Below are 25517 nucleotides of genomic sequence, written 5' to 3' on the forward strand. Positions count from 1 at the left end.
GAAATTGTCCGTATCCGTAGCAGATGCGCCACAACCCCACTGCAACGAAGATCCTAAATTGTCACAGCAGTCCCTGCCGGCCTATTTCCACGAAAGTGTTGTCACAACAGGGAAGTGGTCAGAAGGGAATTTACTCATGTAAGTATCTGTCAGAATACCATATTTCTTTGCCTGGAAAGGCTTTGTGATAAAAATATGATCAATACGGCCAGATGCCCTGAGACTTTTTCCCCAGCCGTTAAACGAAGAGTTCGGCTCATATTTAAGTGGAGACAGTTCGTGTACATCAGTGACCACTTTACTATTAGCGAGGGTAAAATAAGCTTCATCTTTTTCATCCACATTGAAATCACCGGTTAAGATCAACGGGAGATCCTGTGCAAATTCTTTTGCTTTGGCCAAAATCAATTTCGCACTTTCCGTTCTCGCTATACGTCCGATATGGTCAAAATGCGTGTTCATAAAAATGAATCGCTTTTTATTGGCTTTATCTTCAAAAATCCCCCAGGTACAGATACGCGGTAAGGCCGCATCCCAACCTTTATTCGGATGTTCGGTATCTGTTGCTGAAAGCCAGAACGTGCCACTTTTTATGGCTTTGAACCGATTGGTATTGTAGTAAATTGCGGAGTGTTCACCCTCCTGTGCGCCGTCGTCGCGACCTACACCGACATAGTCGAATCCCGGAAGTAACGTTTTTAGATCCTGAACCTGATCATGAAAGGCTTCCTGAACACCGAATATATCAAAACCGTGGTACTTGATCAAATTAGTCAGAGGCACTTTGCGGTCAACCCACATATTACCAGTATCTACCGTATTTCTTTGTCTAATATTGTATGTCGCTGCAATAAAATCTTGTGCATAGGAAATATACGATAAGCATAATGCTGCTGCGAGAATAAAGTATTTTTTCATCTATATTAATTATTTATAAGTGTTAATCTCATCGGCATAAATGAGCTCGCTTTGCTCGGTTATTCAATCCCTAGTGTGATCGAATAAATCATGATGGTTTCATTGGAATAATTATTTTGGAATACCTGCTCTCTCATCTTGTATAGCTGCGTAGTATTCCATTTTTGTCATTTATTTTTTCAATACCTGAAGCAGCAATTCCGGTTCATCTGTTGTGATGAAATCTATTTTTTGTCCAATTAGATTATTCATTTCTTCCTCCGTATTGACTGTCCAGGCATTTACTTTCATGCCCAATTGATGTGCATCCTGCAACCAGCTCGCATTTTTTTTGAATACCGAAAAATGGTAATCCAGACCGTTGATTCCTGCCGCATTTACATCTGTAGGGGATTTGTCGCCATTCAGGTACTGGATATTTGCTTTTGGAGCGAGCTCATGAATTTTTTGGCAAGCTTCAAAACTGAAAGCGATGTAATCCGTGATTTTATCTGCTTTTAGATTTTTAACCATTTCGACAGATTTTGTTGCGGCCTCAAGCGTGCGCTCAACGCCGAGCTTATTGGTTTTTAATTCCAATATCAGGCGTAATCCTTTCAATTTTTTCCCAGTTTTGATATATTCTTCCAATGTTGGAATGGATTCCCCATTGGGATGTTTTTTGGCGAGGAGCTCCGCATACGTTGCTGTTGCGATGTCGATACCATAAAAATCATTGTCATGGTTGACAACAAGGACATTATCTTTGGTGAGGTGTACATCAAACTCAGATCCAAAAAGTTTAAGTTCATGTGCGGCTTTTAAAGAGGCAATGGAATTTTGAGGAAGATGACTGTTTTTCCATACGCCACGATGTGCAATCGCTTTGGTCTGTGCAAATAATGTTGCCGATGAAATGACCATAGCCAACGTCAGACAGCTAAAAATGTATTTTTTCATATGTGTTAGTTTGAAAGCTGATTTTTACAGCATAAAAAAAGTGGTACTTTTTATCCTGATTTACAAGATCTAAAATACCACTTTTATATTTAGTTATTGTTAACTGTAATTTATTTTTTACCATTCCATTCTGCCATGAACTCATCTAGAAATTCGAGCATATATTGGTGGCGGTGTTCAGCAATTCTTTTTGCGGCCTGTGTATTCATCTTATCTTTCAACAAGAGTAGCTTTTCGTAGAAGTGGTTAACTGTCGGAGCTTCAGAATGTTTGTAGGCTTCCTTGTCTTTATATTCCTGTACGGGGATGTTGGGGTTGTACATTTCCCGGCCTTTATTTCCGCCGAAACTAAATGCACGTGCGATACCTATCGCCCCAATGGCGTCCAAACGGTCGGCATCCTGTACAACTTCCATCTCTTTGGAATGGAAAGAGACCTCACCCAAACTTGCTTTGAAAGACATGTTAAAGATGATTTTTTTGACATGGTCAATAATTTCCGGAGAAATTTCCAGACTTGCCAAAAACTCTCCGGCAACGCGAGGGCCAATTGTTTCGTCACCATCATGGAATTTGCTATCAGCGATGTCATGCAGGAGTGCGGCTAATTCGCAGACCATGACATCAGCTTCTTCATCTTCTAAAATTAACTTCGTATTGTTCCATACGCGTTGAATATGCGACCAATCATGGCCTGCTTCCGCAAATTTCAAACGATCTTGCACAAATGCGACTGTGCGTTCAATAATGTTATTCATACAATACTTTTGTTTTTTCGCGAGTACCCTCGTATAATTCGTATTCTAATAATCTACAATCTAATTTACCGTTATAAAATTCTATACGTCTGGACGCACGGAGACCAATTTTCTTTGCTAGATCCGGATTACCTGTAAATATATAGCCTCTATAACCTTTGCACTCCTGTTTCATAAAATCACCCATGCGTTTATAAGTAATTTCCAACTTGGTATGCGTACCTAAACGTTCACCGTATTCAGGATTGAATAAGATGACACCACCTTCTTTAGGAACGTGTGTTTCGGCAAAATCGCATACTTCAAATGAAATTAATTGTTCCACACCTGCCGTGCGAGCATTCATCTTGGAAACGTTGATCGCTTCTTCGGAGATATCCGAAGCAATAATTTGAGGAGCTGCTTTTTTATTGATCTGATCTTTTAACAAGCGACGTTCCTGAAAGAAAACAGTTTCGTCATAACCGATGAAATGCATGAATGAGTAATTCATGCGCAGTAGTCCTGGTTTTCTATTGGTAGCGATCAATGCCGCTTCAATGGCCAGTGTTCCAGATCCACACATCGGATTGACAAAAGCGGATACACCATCCCATTTTGATGCAATAATTGTTGAAGCTGCCAGAGCTTCCAGCATGGGAGCCTTGCCCGGAATCTTGCGGTAACCATGTTTGGCAAGTGTCTCGCCTGAAGTATCAAGGAAAATTTCCGCACGGTCATCCTTCCAGTAAAGGTGAACGACAGCTTTGTTGTTTTCCGGACCAGAATTCGGGCGCATGCCTTTTTTATCTTTAATACGATCTACAATCGCGTCCTTCACCTTCACATTTGCAAATAGAGGCGTACTGATTGTTTCATTGTCCACATTGGAGCTTACCGAGAAATAGCCATCGAATTGGATCAGTTCTTCCCAGGCAATCCCGCTGAGCTCTTCGTAAAGCTCCGTGGGATTGTTGGCCGAAAATTCCTTTAACGAATATAGAATCTGCGAAGCGGTACGCAAGTTCAGATTGAGCTTGATCGTATCATTTACACTGACTTTCAATTCGACTCCAGTAGGAAATGCTCTGACGATGTCAAAACCTAACTCTTTAACTTCCTGTTGCAAATACGGCGATAAGCGTTTATTGCACGTAATGATAACTTTATTGGGGGTGTTGAAAACTTCCATCATATTTTGTACAAAGTTAATTAAACTCTTCCTCAAAAATTGCTTAATTTTACGCTTTAATATTTATTTTTTTGATTATGGAAATTAGAGGAAAAGTACACGAGATAGGAGCGACACAACAAGTGACAGAATCATTCAAAAAACGTGATATGATTGTAGCTTATGCCGAAAACCCACAATTTGTTGAGTATATCCGTTTTGAATCAACACAAGACAGAACTTCAATTTTTGATAACCTGGCTATTGGCGAAGAGGTAGAGGTGTCTTTTAATCTTCGTGGCCGTCCTTGGACAAATAAAGATGGCGTGACGACATATTTCAATTCACTTGTTGCATGGCGTGTGACAAAATTAGGAAATGCTGCACCGGCACCATCTTCTCCGGGTTATGCGGATATGCCCGCTCCTGTAGATTTGTCTGGCTCATCAGATGATGATGATTTACCGTTCTAGTCTGAAATAAGACATGCAATTCCTGTAGGCACATTGTGCTATAAATATAACATGTTTATGGCATGTATTGTCGTACAGTATACGATATAAATAGGGCTGTCCAACGATTGGGCGGTCCTTTTTATTTTCCTTTGTCAGCCTATGCTACAATCTCAGGGCAACCATAGATATCAGGACCGCCATACCATTCCTATCCGCTTCGTTTTATTTTTTATACACCGCTTCATTATTTTAACGGCGATGCATTTTTTAGATTTGGATAAACATTTCTTGGCGCCGAAATTGCTTGTTACCCGGTAGATTTAACTCAAAATAGCAGAAATATGAAATCATCCGTATTATTTATTTGCCTCGCAGCACTTTCTTTGAGCGCCTGCAATCAGACAAAAAAGGAAAATCAACAAGTGGTAGCGTCAGATTCATCCGATCATACAACGATGACAGCAGATACAACCCATACGTCTCAGAATTCTTTGGATTGGCCGGGCAAGTACGAAGCAACCATTCCCTGTGCTGACTGTGAAGGCATCAAAACAAATATTACCTTAAAGAATGACAACACTTTCTCGATTGTAAGTGAATATATCAATAAGAACACCAAAGTTGAAGATTCGGGTAAGGTGATGTGGCATGATAACGGCTCGGTTGTACATCTGACCGGCAAAGAAACCAACATGAAATTAAAGGTAGGTGAAAATAAACTGATCGGGCTGGATCAGGATGGAAAAGAGATTGAAGGCCCTAATGCACACCTTTATGTCTATAATAAAGTCGAAGGTGAAAAATAAGCACCGGACCAAATTGAACTAACCGCTGACATATTTCCCAAATGGGATCTTTCGCAGACAGTAAGTTAGCAGGGCACTTGAGAGCAGCGTAAGAATTGCTGCTACCGGAATTTTCCATAGCGTGGCTAAGGGAATGAGCGGATGGATATAGTTCAAGAGTAGGATATGGCTTAAATAAATGCCAAAACTATGAATGTCGATAAATTCCCAGAAAGCACTTAACCTTTCTGGGAGCTTTAGACATTGAATAAATACAAATAAAAAACCTGCACTTAATGCAATATTGGGCGATAGATAATTGTATAGTGTGGGGTCAAATTCTCCCTTTTCAAGACTTAAACAATAGGTACCCCAACCTGTAATCAGACAGCAGCCTATAAAGAACAGCATGCTAGACCATTTCAGCTGCCCGAGTTGATGGTTGTAGAGATAATAACCCAAGACAAGATATCCCGTATAGCCGTAAAAGAACATAAGGTCAAAATTTGGTAGGTAGGCATTAAACCATTTATTGCTGAAAAATAATGCAGCAAACCACAGACATAAAAAAATCTCAATCTCTCTTTTTGAACAATTCCGGATCATTTTTCGTAGAAAAGGAATGGCCAGATAGAGTCCGATCAGCATGTAGAGGTACCAAAGGTGGGCGTTGCTTCCTGATTTTAAACGAATTAACACAATGTTAATAACTTGTGGAAAACCCACATACTCAAAATCGATGTACCGGATAAAATAATAGATTAGGTAGACAATGGTCCAAAAGATAAATGGTGGAATAATTTTAAACAGGCGTTTTTTATAACATGTACTTGTATCTTCATCTCTCTGCAAAAGCAATGCGCCGGAAATGATGACAAAGAGGGGGACGGCAAAACGGGAGAAGCTATTGATCCAATTGGCATAATTCCAATCGAAAGAATCGAAATCATTGCTGTTTAAATAGCCCGAAGAGGAGTGGATCAGGATAATCAAAAAGATTGCTATGATACGCAATACACTGATGTAACTGCTTCGGGCCATTTGAATTTTTTTAACTGTTAACTTTTATTGTCGTAAACCTTGAGATAAAGCAGTGTCAGCAGGGCGCCAATACTTGCCATACCTACACCCACCAGTGAAGGGGTATTGTAAGCCAGCCCCAATGTAATGGGAATTCCCCCTAAAAATGCACCGAGTGTATTCCCGAGGTTAAATGCCGCTTGTCCGCCTGCTGCAGCCAACGTTGCAGCTTCTTTGGAAGCCCGAATCAACATCAGTTGTGTCGGCGAGCCGATGGTGAAGGAGACCAAACCTGTAATAAAGGCCAGTGGATAGGCTGTCCAACCTAGCGGTGAGATAAAATACACCATAACGAGGCACAGAGCCATAGCCGAAAAACTTGCAATTGCTGCTTTTGTTGGCGAAATGGTATCGGCTAGTTTTCCGCCGATCAGATTGCCAAAAAACATACCAACCCCAATCAATATCATAATCAGCGGTACACGGTCAGCTGGAACGCCAGAAACCTTGGTTGCCAAAGGAGCAATATAGCTGATCCAGGCAAATAAACCACCAGTACCGATTGCGATAATCGCCATGAGCAGCCACGCAATTTTTTTGTTGAAAAAATTCAGTTGATTGAAAATATTATTTCCTTTAGAGGCCTCAATTTTTGGCATCCAGGCATATATTGCCGCGAAGGTAATCAGGCCCAGTATACTGATAATACCATAAGTCAGGCGCCAGGAATAGTGATGGCCAAGATAGGTGCCTAAGGGTACCCCTGCCAGATTCGCGATTGTCATACCTGTAAACATGATCGAGATGGCCTGGGCCTCTTTTCCCTTTGGGGCGAGCCTAGCCGCCACAACAGATCCTACACCAAAAAAAGCGCCATGTGGGAGTCCAGCCATAAAACGGGAGAGACTGATCAAAAACTGTCCCGGCGCTATGCTGAATAAACCGTTGAAAATAAAAAACAGAAGCATTAAAAAGAGTAAGACCTTTTTGGGAGGATATTTACCCGTAAATAAGACCAATGTCGGGGCACCCACAACCACGCCTAGCGCGTATAGGGCAATAAGGTGGGCCGCAGTTGGGATTTCGATCTGCAAGTCCTTAGCAATATCGGGCAGGATTCCCATCATCGTGAATTCCGTCATTCCGATGGCAAGTCCTCCAAAAGCTAAGGCAATGATTCCTTTGTTCATATGGATGGTTGGAAGTTGATAGGCAAAAGTAAAAATAAAAAACGGGTTATTACATGTTGATTTTTCTATCGATGTAATAATCCCTTGAGGCGAGTCTATCGATCAAGATAAGGTAGAAGTAGACCCGCCAAAGGCTTGCATAGAGAACAAAGTCTAAATCCTAATGTCTCAATACTAATATCTCTTCTTAGGTACACAAGTGATATCCTTGGTCTTTCTGAGCACAATAGGGCGTTGGTCAAACCGGCTTTCCAGTACCACAGAATCCGCAGCATGATAGACGACCTTAAAACGTGGGATATATTGCCCCGAAAGATAGCAGCCCGAAATCTTTTGCTTGCCATTTTCTTTGGTATAAATACCATCTACAATAACAGAGTCGCCACGCAGGACATAAATCCCTTTGGCGTGTTCTGTCCAAGAACCATTTTTATAACAGCTATCGGGAATCGTTTGTACCTTATTGTTTACGTGCATTGTCGCGTAAACGGAATCACAGGTAAATTTAAACTCCGTCAATGTATATTGCAGCATCTTGCCTTGTCCCGGAATACTGTCCTGTACCCATTCGCCCTGTAAAAACGAAGCCCCTTCACCCTGCATATCCGAATTGAATTTGCAGGCGGTAAAAAAGAAAAACATACCTATGGCAAGAGCCGATAGGTATGTTTTTGATGATATATTTTTTATTGAAATTATTGCCACAGCTTATTTTAAACTTCCAACCATTTCTTCAGGTTTCACCCAAGCGTCAAAATCTTCTGGAGTCACATAACCCAAACGTACTGCCTCTTCTTTAAGTGTAGTACCGTTTTTATGCGCCGTTTGTGCAATTTCAGCCGCTTTGTAATAACCAATTTTCGTGTTTAATGCAGTTACCAACATCAATGAGTTGTCAACCAATTCTTTGATGCGTTTGTAGTTAGGCTCGATACCGGCAGCACAGTGCTCTTCAAAAGACACACAGGCGTCACCCAATAAACGTGCAGACTGTAAGAAGTTTGCTGCCATTAATGGTTTGAATACGTTCAATTCATAATGTCCTTGTGTACCGCCAATGGTGATGGCAACATCGTTCCCCATTACTTGAGCAGCGACCATGGTTAAGGCCTCACATTGCGTAGGATTCACTTTGCCCGGCATGATAGATGATCCCGGTTCATTTTCTGGAATAAGAATTTCACCGATACCTGAGCGTGGGCCGGAAGCCAACATCCGGATATCGTTTGCAATTTTATTCAATGAAACCGCTAATTGTTTCAATGCACCATGCGTTTCAACAATAGCATCATGTGCGGCCAAAGCTTCAAATTTGTTTTCAGCCGTAACAAATGGAAGGCCTGTAAATTCAGCGATATATTTCGCAACAACTACATCATAACCATTTGGTGTATTTAAGCCAGTACCTACCGCAGTACCACCTAATGCCAATTCGGACAGGTGTGAAAGTGTATTTCTTAAGGCTTTTAAACCATGGTTTAATTGAGCTACATAACCAGAAATCTCCTGACCTAATGTCAATGGGGTCGCATCCATTAAGTGTGTACGACCGATTTTAACCACATTTTTGAACTCTTCAGCTTTTTTTGCCAATGTATCACGCAGTTTTTCCACACCCGGTATAGTAACTTCAGCAACAGCTTTGTAAGCCGCAATATGCATTCCAGTAGGGAAGGTGTCATTTGATGACTGTGATTTATTGACGTCATCATTTGCTTTTAATACAGGTTCTCCTTCACCAATCTTATGTCCAGCTAATACTTGAGCACGGTTTGCCACAACTTCGTTCACATTCATGTTGGATTGTGTGCCCGAACCAGTTTGCCAGATCACCAAAGGGAATTGGTCGTCTAGTTTGCCTGCAAGGATCTCATCACATACAGCTGCAATGGCATCGCGTTTTTCAACAGGTAAAACACCCAATTCGTGGTTTGCATAAGCCGCTGCTTTTTTCAAGTAAGCAAAACCTGCAACGATCTCATGAGGCATAGAAGCTGCCGGTCCGATTTTGAAGTTGTTGCGTGAACGTTCCGTTTGTGCACCCCAGTATTTATCTGCAGGTACCTGAACTTCACCCATCGTATCTTTTTCAATTCTGAATGACATATTGTTTTGTATAAGTAAAACGTAAAAATTAATCGGTATGTGTGCATGGCACACAACACATCGATCACAAAGTTAACGGATAATACAGTAAAAAGTAAAAATTAAAAGGTAAAAATCAAAAATTGAAATAATTAGTAAGCCATAGGCTTGTATAACCAAAATCTAAATACGCATTACTAAATACTAAATCACTCAAAAACCAAGGCGCTTTGTCAGGGATTCATTCACATGATGAAATACTTGTTTTGGTTTTAATGTACGCCAGGATAGTTCATTCAGTGCTCCGCCAAAATTGATGTAATAGTCGATATTCTGCTGCTGAAACTCTTCGACGACATGTTCCCGGAAGCCCACGCCAGCAATCCAGCCATCGTCAATATCCTGGAACCATTCTTCATAATAAGAGTCATCCGAAGAATGGAAATTCAATACATTCTCACCAATAAGAATAAAATATTTTATCCCCTGACTGACCATGACATCGATAAGTTCCCTTTTCAGTAACATAATGTCATTGTATATGGCATCATTCCACTCGCCGATCAGTTCGATAATGCAGTATTGTTTTTCATAATCGACAAATAACACCTTTAGATAGAGTGTGAGCGACCCGAATTCATCCCATTGGGGATGCAGCAAAAAGTTGTAAATCTGTTTGTCGAAATCGAATTCGCTATAGACAGTACCATAGAATGGTGATTGTTCGTCTTCTGCGGCGATGTAATAGTCACGCCAATTGTAATAAGGTTCGATTTCGTGCATATTTTAAATTCCTTTCCAAGTCCAAACTAAGATAAATTTAAGCTTATTTGCAAGTTTCATGTTTGCTATTTCGTATTTTCTGACAATGCAGAAAGTACTAATTTTTAAGGATGAACAGCTAACGACAATTTTTTGTTTTTAATGTAAAATTATGCAGCTGTGTACGGATTAAACCGAATAAACTTGTTACTTTTGGGAAGTAATTTCATGAACGCGCAAACACAGTTTATCTGTTTATAAACACTGGATTTTTCCTATGCAAAAGAGTATTAAGCGAAATATTTTTGTAGCTGCTACATATGCTGCAGTATTGCTTCTTGGCTTGCTGTTGGGACAAAATTATGCCGAAGAACAGGGGAGCAACCAGAAAACAACCTTTTCCAGTTTAGGTTCCAACGGTAATTCAGACAAATTACAATACTTGATTCAGCTGATTTCCGAAAATTACGTAGACAATATCAGTGTTGATACCGTGCAAGATGAAGCGATAGAGCACGTCGTTTCCCGCCTTGACCCTTTCTCCACCTTTTTGCGGCCTAATCAGGTACTCGCTAAACAGGAGACTCTGGAAGGTTCCTTTGATGGGATAGGTGTGGAGTATTTTCGTTTAAAGGATACGCTGCTTGTGGTGGGAATGGTCTCTGCCGGACCTGCAGAGAAAAGTGGCATGCGGATCGGTGATCGTATCCTAAAAATCGGCAACAAAGATCTGGCGGGGAAAAAGGTGCCTGAGGCGGAAATTGAAAAATTGATCCGTGGTAAGAAAGGAACTGCGGTACTTATTTCGATCCAAAGGAATGGACAGACACTCGTTAATCCGTTGAAAGTCATTCGTGACCAGGTAAACGTTACCAGTTTGGATGCGTCTTATATGATCGCGCCCAAGACTGCCTATATCAAGATCCGTCGCTTTGGACATAAGACCGCAGACGAATTCAAACAGTCGCTGATTGATATGCGTAAAAGCGGGGCCCAGGACCTTATCTTGGACCTACGGAATAACGGTGGCGGATTTGTACATACAGCCATAGATTTAGCTGGGCAGTTTTTTAAAGAAAAGAGGCTGTTGATGTATACCGAAGGAGCCAATGAACAACGTCAGGATTATTATTCAGAGAAACCGGGGGAGTTTGGTGACGGGCGTGTTGTCATATTGATCAACGAAAGCACGGCATCAGCGAGTGAGATTCTGAGTGGTGCCTTGCAGGATTTGGATCGGGCCACTGTCGTCGGAAGACGATCCTATGGAAAAGGCTTGGTTCAGGAACAGTTTGATTTCTCCGATGGTTCGGCAGTGAATCTGACTGTGGCGCGTTATTATACACCACTCGGCAGATGTATCCAACGTAAATATAGCCGCGCTAATTTTGATGCCGCAAAATACATGACCGGATTTGATCTCTGGACACTGGATACCGAATTTGGTCAAAAGGAAATGTTTACGACAAGCAAAGGGAAATTGGTTTTTGGCGGTGGCGGGATATTACCCGATGTGAACATCCCGATTGATACCAATGAAACAAGTGCTAAATATCGTGAGATCTTTCATTCCAATGCAATTGAGGAATTTGTGTACGATCGTTTTACAAAACATCTGCCAGCGTATTCTATCGAAAACTTTATCAGTGGTTACCATTTGCCAGCTGCGGAGTTTGATTTATTTATCGCCTTCCTGAATGCACAGAAAAGGATTTCGGTTAACGCAAGTGAAGCAAAAAACCTACATGATCTGATCCAGTCGGATATCGAAGCTTTGGTTGGGCGATATTATTTTGGTCGGGAAGCCTATTATAAAATAAAAAATAGAAGGGATAAATTCATAGAAATAGGTCTTAAATCGCTGGGCTATCAGATGCCTAAGGTTTAAGCCGTAGATCTGACCATACCGGATAGTGGTCTGATAGCTTTTGTTTGACGACCTGGTAATTCATGACCTGAAATTTAGGGCTGGCAAAGATATAGTCAATTTGAAAAATTGGCAAAAGCGAATGATGTGTTACGCCCCAGCCATTTCCTTTTTCTTTAAAGGCGTTATACATGCCGCCTCCAATTAAATTTACAGAATAACTCATCGGTGTATCGTTAAAATCACCAACAGCGATGTAAGGATATTGACAGTCATTCATATGTTTTTTTAGCGAATGCGCCTGTTCACTACGGAGCTCAAAGGCATTTTTTAGTTTTTTGCTCAGTCGACGTGTTGCTGTATTGTCGTTCTCATTCTTGTTGGACAAGTTTTGGATAAACTCCTTATCTTCATTCTGAAGAGCAAAAGAACGTAGATGGATATTGTAGATGCGAATTAGTGTATCCTGTTTTTTGATGTCCACATAACAGATTCTATTAATGCCGTAATCATTGTCACGGATCGTTCCGGAATCATAGATGGGAAATCGGGACAAAACAGCCATGCCATAGGCTTCATAGTCATTTTTTGAACTAGGCTCAAAGAAGAAATAGTCGTAACCCAGCTTGTCCTTGAACTCCTCGGAAAAGACATGTTTCCCTTTGATTTTACTGATATATTCCTGAAAGCAGATCACATCCGGTGAGATGCTATCAATGATACGCACGACATCAGCCTTAAAGCTTTTTTTTTCATCATTGACCTTTTTGAACAGATGTGCATTGAAGGTCATAATGCGTAGCGTCCGCGTCTCGGGAGGCACTGGCGGATTTTCTTTTCGGATATTCCAATGTTTGGTTAGAAATGGCCAGCCGATTAAGATCGCGACCAGCGAATACAGCGCAACTTTTCGTTTGCGAAGCAGCCAGTAACAGATAAAACCAATATTAACGAGCAGAATGGGGAGATAGCCTAACCCAAGAAATGCGATGGGCCAAAAAGATTTCGGATTGATGAAAGTTGCTGAATAACTCATGAGCAAAGCAATGATCGCAAGCATATTCGCCAGAAACATTGTTTTGCTTATAAATCCCAGTTTTCTTCTTAAAAAAGTCCTTCTATCCATCAACCTTGTCGCCACTATTGCTTGCTCGAAAGAGCGTTTCTTTTTCATGGTGTGTCAGACTTTCGTAACCAGATACTGAAATCTTATCCAAGATGGCATCAATCTCATCCTGATTGGGTAAGTCATAACGATGTTTCCGATTTGTCGGTATATTATTGCCTACAACAACTTTCATTTTTGCAGGTCTTTTTTGTTTTTTCTGAAAAAGTGTAGACCAGTCCATTCCGGATCTGAGGGCATAGGTAAAAGCCATACCAAATAGTACGACTGCAAAATATGAGATCGCTGCAGGTCTATTGCCAAGAGTGAAAAATAAAAATTCCAGTGCAAAATAGACAATGGCTACTATTTTTAATTTAACCGTACCAAAAAGTAACAGCCGTAATTCGTAGTTTGGTACCAAGGTGACAATTGCCGCAAGGACAGCCGCCAACGGATGGGCTCCGCCCATTAAATGCAAGCTTGTGGGTGGCGGTATCAGTGTGCCAAAGCCAACATATAAGGAGCTGCTGAGGAGCCAGGAAGCGATATAAACAAAGAAAAACTGCCTCTTGTTTAAGAAGGTGAAAAATATTTGGCCAACCCAATACAGCCAAAGGCTGTCAAAAATCAAATTTAAAAGCTGTACATAGACAAAGTTGGATGAAATCAATGACCAAGGTTGTGCTAAGAAGCTCGAAAAATTGCTGGGCAAACTCAAATGCTGTACAATCGGCTGTAAAAAACTTTGTGAGACAAGTTTCAGCTCAAAAAGAAGGTCCAGAAAATAGATGAGGACAAATAAACAAACCTGTATACTGATCACAATCGGAATCGGCGAACCAGTCTTATACGTTTGTCTCCAAAAATCTTTTAAACCAATGTTATTCATTACACACGCTATTAATAGATTCCCTTTCTAACCTTCCAGAATTTGAGCAGCAAATAACCGAACAATGCCCCGCCGACGTGAGCCAGATGGGCTACTGAATCTCCCGGTCTGGATAAGCTCATATAGATTTCGATCAAGATAAAGCCACCGATCATATATTTCGCTTTGACTGGTACAGGAATAAACAAAAATTGAAGCGGTATGTTTGGAAAAAGGTATGCAAAAGCAAGCAACACCCCATATACTGCGCCAGAAGCTCCCAACATACGGGAGGTATATATCTCTTGTACTAATCCCGGATTGGAGGTATTTAACATCGACATATCCAGACTTTGGTGTAAAGGGAAGAAGCTTCCTGTGGCATTATATATTTCAACACCCTGAACGCCCATTTGCAATAGCCAGGCACCGATACCCGAAATAAGATAAAAGTTCAAAAAACGTTTTGGACCGAGGACATGCTCGATCATAGGACCAAAGATGACCAAAGAAAACATGTTGAAAAAGATGTGGCCAAGGTCAGCATGCATAAACATATGCGTGATTATCTGCCATATTTTAAAATAAGGCGAATCCGGATAGAAAACCGGAAGATAATTATACGCAATGGGCACGAACTGTGATCCTAAAAAGAATACAATATTTACGATCAGTAAATTCTTGATAACGGGTGTCAATTGTTGAAACATATAGTTTTATCTTCTAGTTTTTGCCAAATTTTTCTGCCAATTCCTGCAAGGTAAATGTTGCGATCACAGGGTTGCCATAGATAGAGATATTCGGTGATTGACAGGCAAAGAGCTTATCAACCAGCTCGGCCATAGCCGTGTTGTCAAGCTGTGTGCCCGGTTTGATCGCTGCATTACGAGCAAGACTTTTCGCCAGATTCTCCCTTTTTGACAGCTTGTACTCGGATTGATTATTCTTAAAATCTTCCAATATCTTTTCAATCATTTTTATCTCATCAAAGCCTGTTCCCAAATCCGCTGGAATTCCGTCAATAATATAGGAATTTTTTCCAAATTCACGAATCTGAAATCCCAGACCATTGATGTCGTCCAATAAATCTTTCATCAATTCATTATCCGAAGGATTGAGATCTATCGTCTGTGGGAATAGACTTTGCTGGCTTAGGCCCTTATGCTGATCAAGTTGTGCCAGAAACTGTTCAAATAAAATGCGTTCGTGCGCAGCCTGTTGATCAATAAGGATAAATCCAGAATGAATCTGTGAAACAATATACTTGTTGTGCAGCTGAAAAAATAATTTGGACGAAGTTTTATCTTCTACCTGGATGGCCTGTGGGCGATCCGTTTCCTGTTCTGAATCCGTATGCAGGGGGAGTTGTACAGACTCTTCTTTTTCCACGATTTCGTATAATGAATCCCAATTGCTTGGTATTCCCCCGGTTTTTTTGGCAAAGCCTTCCGCATAGCTGTCCGATCTGGAATAGGAAGATTTGGATTTGTCGGTGTCAAAAGGGTTGAAGTCCGGATTGAAGGTGACTGTCGGAATAATAATCTCATCCAATGATTTCTTTGTGATCAGATTGGAGAAGCTGGTCTCCTGTTCGAAATCCAAAGAAGGCATGATATTATAGCGTCCCAATGATCTTTTCACCGCTGAGCGGATGATGGCGTAGATCGCTTTGTCATCCTCGTATTTGATCTCAGTCTTTGTAGGGTGTACATTGATATCAATACGGGCAGGATCTATATCAATAAACAGCACATAAAACGGGAAGGTCTCCGCTTGCATGATGTCCTCGTACGCATTCATCACTGCATGGTGCAGGTAAGGGTCGCGTACAAAGCGTTTATTGACAAAGAAAAACTGTTCACCACGTGTTTTCTTCGCAAATTCAGGTTTACCGACAAAGCCTTCTACCTTGATAATGGACGTATCCTCTTCTACGGGAACAAGGCGTTGGTTGTAATTGTTTCCGAAGATATGGACAATCCGTTGTTTCAGTGTTTCGGCAGGCAAGTGATAGATTTCATTCCCATCACTATGCAAGGAAAGGAAAATCTGTGGATTGGACAATGCGATACGTTGAAATTCATCAATGATATGACGCATTTCAACAGAGTTGCTCTTTAAGAAGTTCCTGCGTGCAGGGATGTTGTAAAAGAGATTTTTAACTAAAATATTTGTTCCAGCAGCGACAGCTTCTGGATATTGGTTGACAACTTTTGATCCTTCTATTTCGACAACAGTGCCGAGCTCATCTTCAACACGGCGTGTTTTTAGTTCGACTTGCGCGATTGCGGCAATGGAAGCCATTGCTTCTCCACGGAAACCCATGGTACGGATGGCAAATAAATCTTCTGCTTTCCGGATCTTTGAGGTCGCATGACGTTCAAAGCAAAGGCGGGCATCCGTTACGCTCATTCCACAGCCATTGTCAATGACTTGGATCAACGACTTACCTGAATCTTTAACAATAAGTTTTATTTTGTCAGCTCCAGCATCAATGGCATTCTCAATCAATTCTTTAATGGCAGACGCTGGTCGCTGCACCACTTCTCCCGCCGCAATCTGATTGGCAACATTATCTGGAAGTAATTGAATAATATCCGACATATAATACAAAGTTACGAAAAACCTTTATGAAATCTGTTGCTTAGCTCGTGTCCCAAATGGAATGAGGAACAGGCTCAACCAGCCGTTCTTTAAAATCCTGTTAGGATACCATTCCGAAGCACAACATAGACCCGGACCGCATGAATGCATGAGATCAAAAAATACACATTCTCAAAAATTAGTATCTATTGCATTTCTAATTTTAAGAAACGTGCGGTTTCGCTTTTCTTGTTTTTAATTAAATTTTCTGGGGTTCCCTCAAATAGTACTTGACCACCCTCTTTTCCACCTTCAGGACCAATATCAATCACCCAATCGGCCGATTTGACAACATCAAGGTTGTGTTCAATAATCAATACGGTATTTCCTCGGTCCACCAATCGATTAATCACCCCCATAAGCACGTTAACGTCCTCAAAATGAAGTCCTGTGGTAGGTTCGTCAAGAATGTAAAATGTATTTCCCGTATCTTTCTTGGAAAGTTCCGTGGCAAGCTTCACCCGTTGAGCCTCTCCGCCGGATAAGGTTGTAGAAGACTGGCCTAAGGTAATATAACCTAAACCTACATCTTGCAAGGTCTTGATTTTTCTGTAAATGCTTGGCACGTTTTCAAAGAAATCGACTGCATCATTGATGCTCATGTCGAGTACATCTGAAATAGATTTGCCCTTGTAGCGCACTTCCAAAGTTTCTCGGTTATAACGCTTTCCGTGGCATGTTTCACAAGGAACCTGTACATCGGGCAGGAAGTTCATTTCAATTACTTTCAAGCCTGCACCCTGACAGGTTTCACAACGGCCACCTTTGACATTGAACGAAAAACGCCCCGGTTTATAGCCCCTGATTTTTGCTTCCGGAAGTTGAACGAACAAGGTGCGTATATCGGAGAATACACCAGTATACGTCGAAGGATTGGAACGTGGTGTACGACCTATCGGGCTTTGATCAATTTCAATAACTTTATCAATATGCTCCAGGCCTTCAATCTTTTTGAATGGAAGTGGGGTTGCTTTGGCACGAAAGAAATGCTTATTCAGGATCGGATAGAGCGTACCGGTGATTAAGCTGGATTTACCGGATCCCGAAACCCCCGATACAACGATCAATTTGCCGAGCGGAAATGTTACGGTCAGGTTCTTGAGGTTATGCCCTGTAGCGCCATGAATCGACAGTGTTTTGTGATTGCCCTCACGACGTTTTTCGGGAATTTTAACTTCTTTTTTCCCATTAAGATAAGCTGCGGTCAAGGAGTCTGATTTTAAGATCTCCTTGGGTTGGCCTTCCGCGACAACAGTGCCGCCATGTACACCCGCCGCCGGCCCCATGTCAATCACATAGTCGGCATGAAGGATCATGTCCTTATCATGCTCAACCACTAAGACCGAATTGCCAATATCACGCAAGTTTTTAAGTGCGTTGATAAGACGTTCATTGTCCCGTTGGTGTAGCCCGATGCTCGGTTCATCCAAAATATAAAGTACATTCACCAGCTGTGAGCCAATCTGGGTCGCTAAACGGATCCGTTGTGCTTCGCCGCCGGATAATGTTTTTGCCGTACGATCCAGTGTCAGGTAGTTTAAGCCTACATCCAATAGAAAGCCCAGACGAGCCCTTATTTCTTTGAGTATTTCCGTCGCAATGACCAGCTGGCGTTCATCCAGCTTGCTTTCCACCTGATCGAACCATTCTTTTAATGCCGAGATATCTAATGTCGATAGTTCATGGATATTCTTGTCTGCGATCTTAAAGTGCAGCGATTCTTTTTTTAACCGTGCTCCCGCACAAGTTGGGCAAGTAACTTTGGTTCTGAAATCATCCAACGAAGGTGCTTCATCCGAAGATTTACCGGAAAATTCCTCCAGCATTTTGAAGATCCCCTCAAATTCCACGCGATATTCACGGGCGCCGTAGCTTCCGTAGGAAACGGTGACGACGATCGGTTCTTCTTTATTGCCAAACAAAAGCTGGTCGACCTGCTCATCATTAAGTTTCTCCAATGGAGTTGTGACAGCAAAATCCAATTTTTTGGCTACGGCTTTAAGCACTTCAAACGTCCAGTTCTCCCGGGTAGGCCCCAACGGCGCCAGGCCTCCTTTCTGAATGCTAAGTTTCTTGTCAGGAATGACTGCGTTTTTATCAATCTCGAAAATATAGCCTAATCCATCACATGTCGGACAGGCACCATAGGGTGAATTAAATGAGAATGTATTTGGCTGCGGTTCATCGTAGGAGATGCCGGATTCGGCATCCATCAGGTAACGGCTATAAAATTGCTCCTGATTGTCTTTGGTAGACACTTTGATAATACCTTTTGCCGTTTTCATCGCTTGCATCACCGAGGTCTGCAAGCGCTTCTTATCTTCACGCTCTATTTTCAGACGGTCAACGACAATTTCAATATCGTGAATCTTATAGCGGTCTACTTGCATTTTTGGAATCAAATCCAATATTTCGCCATCCACGCGTACCTTGACATAGCCCTGTTTGCGAATTTGCTCAAAAAGCTCACGATAATGACCTTTACGTCCCTTCACGACAGGAGCGAGGATATTGAGCGCTTGGCCTTCAAACTCATCCAGAATACGTTCGATCACCTGATCGTCAGACATACGCTCCATCTTTTTGCCAGTGACATAGGAGAATGCTTCACCGGCACGGGCAAACAAAAGACGCATAAAATCGTATACTTCTGTGATTGTTCCGACAGTTGACCTTGGATTTTTGCTCGTTGTTTTTTGTTCAATGGAAATCACAGGACTCAAACCTGATATCTTGTCGACATCCGGACGTTCCATACCGCCCAAAAATTGCCGGCTATAGGCACTAAAAGTTTCCATGTACCGGCGTTGACCCTCTGCATAGATGGTGTCAAAAGCCAAGGAAGATTTACCACTACCGCTTAAGCCGGTGATAACAACCAATTCATTTCTCGGAAAAGAAACATCTATATTTTTTAGATTGTGCGCACGCGCTCCAAATACCTGAACTTCACTCTGTTCGCCCAAATCTGGGCTTCTTTTTACTGCCATGAAAACTCCTTAAAACCCGTGTAAAAGGGATAAAATGCAAAACATGCAAAATTACAGATTTTAAAGGAATTATGCGAGCATATCTGACTTTTGGAATAAAATGTGATATACATGTGATTTGGATATCCTGTGATAACTTGAAGATTTAGGAAAGTTACGAAGGTAATTGTTATCTTGTGGTCGGTTAAGGTGACTATGATAACCTTGTAAGCCCTAAGTTTGTACAGGACCTAAAAAATAAAAATAAAACAGGGAGATACTTATTCTTTGTTCTACAATATCAATACAATAATAATGCGAAAATACGACGTCAGCAAACAGGAAAAACAATCCATCGAAGATATTGTCCAATTTTGGAAAAAGGAAAATCTATTGGATGAACAAAAAGCCGACGAACTGATGGATAGCCTCGATGTCAAAAGTTTCGACTGGGGACAATTGGCACGTTACGCCTTTTGGATAGCGCTGGCCTCCCTGGTATTTGCTGTCTTTTCGTTGTTTACGGATGCTTCTTTCCTCGCTTTTGTTGATACCCTTTACGAAGCACCCAATATTTTATTCTGCTTCTTTTTTGCTGCGGTAGCTGTGCTGTTCTATACCTTGGGCTTTCGCTATAAAAAACGCTATCCCTACAAGAACCTGTCCACGGAGACCATGATGCTGATCGGCGTATTCGGAACGGCAGCCTGCATCGGCTTTATGGGTAAGGTATTGGATAAGGATACCATGCATTATTCGCTCTTGTTTTTATTGTCCGTCGCGATCTACGGAATTCTCGCCGTAAAGCTCGATAGCAAGCTGATCTGGACGTTTATGCTATTGGCACTCGGTGTTTGGTTTGCCACCGAGACAGCTTACCATAGCAATTGGGGCTTTAAATTCTGGGGAATGAATTATCCCTTACGGTTCACTATTTTCGGTGCTATAATTACGGCAGCGGCAGTGTGGGCGCAGCCACGCTTCGAACGCTTGCAGATATTTCAGCCGGTCAGCTATATCATTGGTTTGATTTACCTCATGGTTTCCTTGTGGACGCTGTCTATTTTTGGCAACTATTCGGATTTTTATGAATGGACCACCGTACGCCAATATCACATGTTTTATTGGGGTATTCTCTCCACAGCAGTATCGGCATTTCTTGTGATTTATGGATTAAAAGCAAAAGACAATGTCACCCGCGAGGTGGGCTTTGTGTTTTTGGTGTTGAATATCTATACACGTTATGTCGAATATCTGTGGGATAACATCAATCGAGCGGTATTTTTCTTGATTCTTGCAGTTTCTTTCTGGTTTGTAGGCCGTTGGGCAGAGAAATTATGGAACAGGCGAAAAGAAGAGTTTGGAGGATAAATCCGATGGAATGCCTCAGCGTATAATATCGAACTAAAATGCGCTATGCAGCGGTGGGGATGATTTGCTTTGAGCCAACCTGCACATCAAAATTGAACGGTAAATCCTACGCCTCGATTCGAACTGATGCTCAGATTCGGGTCATGACTTAGGTATTTTCGTATGCGGGTGATAAAAACGTCCATGCTTCTGCCGGTAAAAAAATCAGCGCTCCCCCATACCTTTTCAAGGATATCTTCCCGTGTCACGAGCTGACCATTGTGCTGGCAAAGGAACAAAAGTAATTGTGCTTCCCGCTCGGTGAGCCTATATTGTTCCAAAGAATGACTCAGCAACAGTTGGTCGGGAAAAAATAGGTACGAACCAATTGGAATGGAACCTGCGGATACATGTTTTTGATTGCGTTTTAGTATATTCTGTATACGAAGTAACAGTTCTTCGGGATCACAGGGTTTGGTAATATAATCGTCGGCACCGATTTTTAAACCGGTCAACTTATCGATCTTCTGTTCTTTGGCCGTTAAAAAGATAAAAGGAAGTGATGGGAAAAGTGTATTGATCTCTTTGGCCAGCGTAAATCCGCTCACCTGGGGGAGCATCACATCCAGAATAATTAAATCATATTCCACAAGCTGCTGAAAGTCTGCTATAAGATCATTCGGCTGTAAAATCCATTCCACCTGAAAGTCCGACAGCTCGAGGTATTGTTTCAGCATGAATCCGAAATCCGGATCATCTTCTACCAACAATAGTTTATTCTTCATAACCCGATAAATTAGCGTGGCAATAGCACCACAAAAGTTGTTCCTTGCTGCAATTTACTCATCACGCTGATATCGCCCGCATATTTTTTGACGATACTCCTAACCAAAAATAGACCGATTCCTAAACCCTTCGTGTCATGGATATTATTTTTTTGGATACGGTAAAACTTTTCAAAAATATAGGGTAACTCGCTTTCTTCCATGCCCTGTCCGTTGTCTTTGACCTGAATGGATAGCTGGTTTTTCTGCTCTTCAAAACCGATATCCACTTGTGTAGCACCGTATTTGGCCGCGTTATTCATCAGGTTTGAAAATAATGTCGCTGCATCTAGAGGATTAAGGCAAATCTGCATGTTGGAGCTTGGCGCCACAATGAGTTTGACCGTTGGATTGCACAGCTGAAAATCACTAAAAATACTCGCTAGTTCATCCGGAGTTATGGGGGCTAAACTCGTCGTCGTTTGGTGCTCATTCAGCGGATCCAGTGTCTGTTCCAAGCGGCTAACCTGGCGTTCAATAACCGCTATGATCGTGTCATCCGGAGATTTTCGGAGTGTTTTAGCTGCAATTTTAAGGGTAGCGATAGGCGTTTTTAGCTCGTGCGAGATATTGTCCACCACATCGTGCAAGACAGCGATCTGTTTATCCTGTTTTCTGAGATTATTGATTGTTCGATAAAACAACCAGATGAAAGCCGCTAAAATCAATAAAGTGCTCAGTAATAGTGAAGTCAGCTCCCTGAACAAAATCCAGCGCAGATTGACCACTTCAAAAGACGTCTTTCGCGGAACGGAAAAAACATATAAGATTTCTTTGCTCTGGACGCTATCCTGAACTTTGTTTGTTTCAGTTTTCTCTGTAAGCCATTTGCTGCTTGATAATTCCGCAGGGTTGTGAAAAGTGCCCTTTGTGGTATACACGGTGATGGGCCCATTAACCAATGGGGTTGCTACATCCTTATAATAAATACCCAATATTTCCTGCCGGAGGATCACATGCATACCCAGTGGCCGGAATATACTGTCGACATATTTTGTTAGCTCCGGGGACGTTTTTTGCGCATGTGTTTTGTATAAATTTTTTAAACCTTCTGCCGTGATCTCCTTTTTAACCAGTTTAATGTAATAATCACGGGCGATATCCTTGCTTAATAAGTTGTTGTCAAAAATAGAATCGGAGTCTTCTAATCTGTCCAGGTTCTTTTTGACATCAGCGAATACTTCACGTTGTTTGAGCCGATAGGTATTGTACAATTGATAACCTTGTATGCCAATGAGGATGGCAAAAAATAGGGTGAAAAGGATGATATAATTTTTAGGTTTCAATTCCATATACAAATATAACCGCTCCTAACGAAGATTATAGACCTTAACGCAGCATTAACTCTTCATTAACCATATTTAGCTGTGTTAATGGACAATTTTGGAACATTAAATACCGAAATATGAAATGCTTATTATTTTTGCTTGCAGCACCATTGTTCGTGACGGCACAGACTAAACAGGTCGGGGGACAGATCCAGGATGGTAATAAGGAGGCGCTAGCTGACGCATCCATTGTTTTGTTGGACAGTACCTATCAACAGCTCAGCGAAACGAAAACAGATCGTGCCGGAAAATTTGAAGTGTCATTGGTGCAGCATAGCAAATACTATCTTAAAGCCTCGCATTTGACCTTTGGATCCCGGGAGATATTTTTTTACAGCGACACCATAAACAGCCCCCTGATATTGACACTTTTGCCTAAGGCAAAAGAACTTGAAGAAGTGAATGTTGTGGGCCGGCAACCGCGATTGATCCGTAAATTGGACCGCCTGGAATTTAATGTTCAAAATAGTAATCTCTCCGCACTCAACACCTGGGATATTCTTAAACGTACACCTTTGGTGATGGCCAGTGGTTCGGACCTCGTCGTCCGGGGCAGCAAAAAGATTGTAGTACTCATGAATGACCGTAAGGTGATGCTGAGTGGTGACGAACTGAAAACTTATTTGGAGAACACAGCCGGTAACGATGTACAATCCATTGAGGTGATTACCAATCCACCGGCAAAATATGAAGCGGATGGAAGCACGGTCATTAACATCAAGCTGTCCAAATCTACCTTATATGGTTATCGGGGTACCCTGCTAGCTCTGGCCGAAAAGAGTACGACCTGGAAACAGTTGTTTGGACTGACGCAGTATTATAAAAGCGAAAAGTTCAATCTACGGGGGACATACAATTTTGGGCGCGGTACCTATGCTCGTTATGAAACAAACTATGTGTATTATCCCAAGGAACAAACTTCTTGGGAAGGGACAATGGACCGTTTCGATACCAATAATAGCCAAAATAGCTATGTGCTTTCGATGGACTATACGCCAGACTCAACATGGTCGGTCAATGCAGGCTTAAACGGTTATTATGGGCCGAGATCCTATGGTGTTTATGAAGTGCCTACGATAATCTATAACAAAGATCGGGTGCAAGAGTCCAGTTATTTTACAACAAATGACCATGAACGCTCCAACAAGACCAATAACCTCTATCTACAGGTGACGAAGAAACTCAGCCCCAAATGGAGCATCAATTGGTCGTCTTACTTTACGTCCAGCCATGCCAGCAATGATCAGGATGTATTGACAGCATTGCATTTTAAAGGTGAACAGCCGTCGAGCACACGTTTTATTAGTAATAATGTCAGTAAAAATCGCCTTTTTTCCTCGCAAGTTGACGTTACAGGAAAAATAAAGGGACTGGAAGTAGAATTTGGTGGAAAGTTTAGTGCTGTAAAGACAACAAGTGACCTGCTATTTTCAGACGATGAATCCGGTACATTGCAGCATCGGCCCGAAAAGAGCAGTCTATTTGATTACAAAGAACGCAATGCGGCCTTATATACATCGTTGAATTATAGCTGGAAAAAATGGAGCTGGAAAGCAGGATTAAGAGGTGAGTATACCGATCTGGAGGGTATTGTCTCAGAGCCCAAGGATATCAACAAGAAGGATTATGTTGTGCTATTCCCTACGTTCTATATGCAATATGCATTGTCAGACCAGCAGCAATTTGGGTTTTCCTATGGTAAGCGCATCAGCCGTCCCGCTTACTCATGGCTCAATCCTGCGAAATCCTATTATAATCTGTTCTCCTATTTTCAAGGTGACCCACGTTTAAGGGCTACCATTGTACATAACCTCAACCTGACCTGGACAAAGAACAGCTGGAATGTGGATCTATTTTATCGGTTTGAGAAATGGCCTAATATGGAAATCGCCTTGCAGGATAATGTCAATCATCAGCTGATCTTTCAATATACGAACATTAAGAAAGGGCAGGGAGCGGGGATAGATCTGGGCAAGAGTATTCAGTTGACCTCCCGCTGGGGATTAAATCTTCAGCTGGAAGGAATGTACAATGAGAATTATTTTATGGGATCTGATGCCCTACTGCACAAGAATGACGTTTACATCGGCAATGGCAATATAAGTTCAAGCTATGTGCTGGACAAAAATGCCGGCTGGAATGTAGAACTCGGAAACAGTTTTACTTCGCCGACTATTCAGGGGCCATTTCGGATTACAGGTTATTCCAGCACTTACTTGACGACCAACCGTAAATTTTTTAACAAAAAACTGGAAGTCAATCTGGCTTTTATGGATCTTTTCAGGACTGAAAAGATGAGAATCTCGTCAAAGTATGCCGATCAGGATAATTATTTTGACGATTACCAAGATACAAGAAAGGTCAATGTAACGCTGCGCTATCACTTTGGAAATCAAAAAATCAAGAGCAGCAACCAGCCGACCAAGACCGAAGAGCAAAAAAGACTTTAGCCCACAAAAAATGCCTACGCTTACATCCACAGATAGAATTAAAATCTG

21 protein-coding genes are annotated in these 25517 nt (G+C 41.7%); 5 read left to right on the top strand and 16 right to left on the bottom strand.

The window, feature by feature from the left end; translation table 11 throughout:
- Nucleotides 1-81: 81 nt before the first annotated feature.
- From HMAT_RS15370 to HMAT_RS15385, 4 genes are all read right to left on the bottom strand, one after another.
- On the bottom strand, nt 82-918 hold the full coding sequence (locus HMAT_RS15370; protein WP_104383731.1) for an endonuclease/exonuclease/phosphatase family protein: 837 nt from the start codon (nt 916-918) through the stop codon (nt 82-84).
- A 171-nt stretch (nt 919-1089) separates the two neighbouring features.
- Nucleotides 1090-1857 carry a glycerophosphodiester phosphodiesterase family protein gene (locus HMAT_RS15375; protein ID WP_104383732.1) on the bottom strand — a complete coding sequence of 256 codons (768 nt, stop codon included), beginning with the start codon at nt 1855-1857 and terminating at the stop codon, nt 1090-1092.
- Between the two features lie 110 nt (nt 1858-1967).
- Nucleotides 1968-2615, bottom strand: coding sequence for an HD domain-containing protein (locus tag HMAT_RS15380; RefSeq protein ID WP_104383733.1), 648 nt, complete (start codon nt 2613-2615; stop codon nt 1968-1970).
- Nucleotides 2608-3786, bottom strand: coding sequence for a class I SAM-dependent RNA methyltransferase (locus HMAT_RS15385; protein WP_104384023.1), 1179 nt, complete (start codon nt 3784-3786; stop codon nt 2608-2610). Before HMAT_RS15385 ends, HMAT_RS15380 begins: the two co-directional genes overlap by 8 nt.
- A 77-nt stretch (nt 3787-3863) precedes the next feature.
- Here HMAT_RS15385 and HMAT_RS15390 point away from each other — a divergent pair, with 77 nt between their 5' ends.
- Both HMAT_RS15390 and HMAT_RS15395 read left to right on the top strand, forming a co-directional pair.
- Nucleotides 3864-4238, top strand: coding sequence for a DUF3127 domain-containing protein (locus HMAT_RS15390; RefSeq protein WP_077437102.1), 375 nt, complete (start codon nt 3864-3866; stop codon nt 4236-4238).
- A 323-nt stretch (nt 4239-4561) separates the two neighbouring features.
- Nucleotides 4562-5026: a copper resistance protein NlpE gene (locus HMAT_RS15395; protein ID WP_104383734.1), complete on the top strand. Its 465-nt coding sequence runs from the start codon at nt 4562-4564 to the stop codon at nt 5024-5026.
- 18 nt (nt 5027-5044) lie between these two features.
- Here HMAT_RS15395 and HMAT_RS15400 read toward each other — a convergent pair whose 3' ends face one another.
- The 5 genes from HMAT_RS15400 to HMAT_RS15420 form a co-directional block, all read right to left on the bottom strand.
- On the bottom strand, nt 5045-6046 hold the full coding sequence (locus tag HMAT_RS15400) for an acyltransferase (protein WP_104383735.1): 1002 nt from the start codon (nt 6044-6046) through the stop codon (nt 5045-5047).
- 17 nt (nt 6047-6063) lie between these two features.
- The gene (locus HMAT_RS15405) at nt 6064-7215 is read right to left on the bottom strand and encodes an MFS transporter (protein ID WP_104383736.1); all 1152 of its coding nucleotides are present in this window, start codon (nt 7213-7215) and stop codon (nt 6064-6066) included.
- A 174-nt stretch (nt 7216-7389) separates the two neighbouring features.
- Nucleotides 7390-7920 (bottom strand): fumarate hydratase, encoded by a 531-nt coding sequence (locus HMAT_RS15410; RefSeq protein ID WP_233789358.1) that lies wholly within the window; start codon nt 7918-7920, stop codon nt 7390-7392.
- Between the two features lie 3 nt (nt 7921-7923).
- The gene (fumC, locus tag HMAT_RS15415) at nt 7924-9321 is read right to left on the bottom strand and encodes a class II fumarate hydratase (RefSeq protein WP_104383737.1); all 1398 of its coding nucleotides are present in this window, start codon (nt 9319-9321) and stop codon (nt 7924-7926) included.
- 192 nt (nt 9322-9513) lie between these two features.
- Nucleotides 9514-10083 carry a hypothetical protein gene (locus HMAT_RS15420; RefSeq protein WP_104383738.1) on the bottom strand — a complete coding sequence of 190 codons (570 nt, stop codon included), beginning with the start codon at nt 10081-10083 and terminating at the stop codon, nt 9514-9516.
- Between the two features lie 256 nt (nt 10084-10339).
- Between HMAT_RS15420 and HMAT_RS15425 the strand changes: the two genes are divergently transcribed.
- Nucleotides 10340-11950 carry a S41 family peptidase gene (locus tag HMAT_RS15425; RefSeq protein ID WP_104383739.1) on the top strand — a complete coding sequence of 537 codons (1611 nt, stop codon included), beginning with the start codon at nt 10340-10342 and terminating at the stop codon, nt 11948-11950.
- On the opposite strand, the gene HMAT_RS15430 is transcribed toward HMAT_RS15425, so the two are convergent.
- The 5 genes from HMAT_RS15430 to uvrA form a co-directional block, all read right to left on the bottom strand.
- A complete protein-coding gene (locus tag HMAT_RS15430; protein WP_233789359.1) occupies nt 11940-13103 on the bottom strand; it encodes an endonuclease/exonuclease/phosphatase family protein in 1164 nt (387 codons plus the stop codon). The two genes, HMAT_RS15425 and HMAT_RS15430, sit on opposite strands and share 11 nt — an antisense overlap.
- Nucleotides 13048-13926, bottom strand: a complete 879-nt coding sequence (locus HMAT_RS15435) for a rhomboid family intramembrane serine protease (RefSeq protein WP_104383741.1) — start codon at nt 13924-13926, stop codon at nt 13048-13050. Before HMAT_RS15435 ends, HMAT_RS15430 begins: the two co-directional genes overlap by 56 nt.
- A gap of 11 nt (nt 13927-13937) precedes the next feature.
- Complete coding sequence (locus HMAT_RS15440; protein WP_104383742.1) at nt 13938-14615, bottom strand: rhomboid family intramembrane serine protease; 678 nt, start codon at nt 14613-14615, stop codon at nt 13938-13940.
- Between the two features lie 13 nt (nt 14616-14628).
- Nucleotides 14629-16509: a DNA mismatch repair endonuclease MutL gene (gene mutL, locus HMAT_RS15445; RefSeq protein WP_104383743.1), complete on the bottom strand. Its 1881-nt coding sequence runs from the start codon at nt 16507-16509 to the stop codon at nt 14629-14631.
- 185 nt (nt 16510-16694) lie between these two features.
- Nucleotides 16695-19538, bottom strand: coding sequence for an excinuclease ABC subunit UvrA (gene uvrA, locus HMAT_RS15450; RefSeq protein ID WP_104383744.1), 2844 nt, complete (start codon nt 19536-19538; stop codon nt 16695-16697).
- A gap of 294 nt (nt 19539-19832) precedes the next feature.
- On the opposite strand from uvrA, the gene HMAT_RS15455 reads away from it, so the two are divergent.
- Entirely contained in the window at nt 19833-20888 is a 1056-nt protein-coding gene (locus HMAT_RS15455) for a DUF2157 domain-containing protein (protein WP_104383745.1), read from the top strand.
- An 86-nt stretch (nt 20889-20974) separates the two neighbouring features.
- On the opposite strand, the gene HMAT_RS15460 is transcribed toward HMAT_RS15455, so the two are convergent.
- Together HMAT_RS15460 and HMAT_RS15465 are read right to left on the bottom strand one after the other, a co-directional pair.
- Nucleotides 20975-21652 (bottom strand): response regulator transcription factor, encoded by a 678-nt coding sequence (locus HMAT_RS15460; RefSeq protein WP_104383746.1) that lies wholly within the window; start codon nt 21650-21652, stop codon nt 20975-20977.
- 11 nt (nt 21653-21663) lie between these two features.
- A complete protein-coding gene (locus HMAT_RS15465; RefSeq protein WP_104383747.1) occupies nt 21664-22983 on the bottom strand; it encodes a sensor histidine kinase KdpD in 1320 nt (439 codons plus the stop codon).
- A 113-nt stretch (nt 22984-23096) separates the two neighbouring features.
- Here HMAT_RS15465 and HMAT_RS15470 point away from each other — a divergent pair, with 113 nt between their 5' ends.
- Complete coding sequence (locus tag HMAT_RS15470; RefSeq protein WP_104383748.1) at nt 23097-25469, top strand: outer membrane beta-barrel family protein; 2373 nt, start codon at nt 23097-23099, stop codon at nt 25467-25469.
- Nucleotides 25470-25517: the final 48 nt, after the last annotated feature.

It is taken from the genome of Sphingobacterium sp. HMA12, assembly GCF_002933815.1.
Classification (GTDB): Bacteria; Bacteroidota; Bacteroidia; order Sphingobacteriales; family Sphingobacteriaceae; genus Sphingobacterium.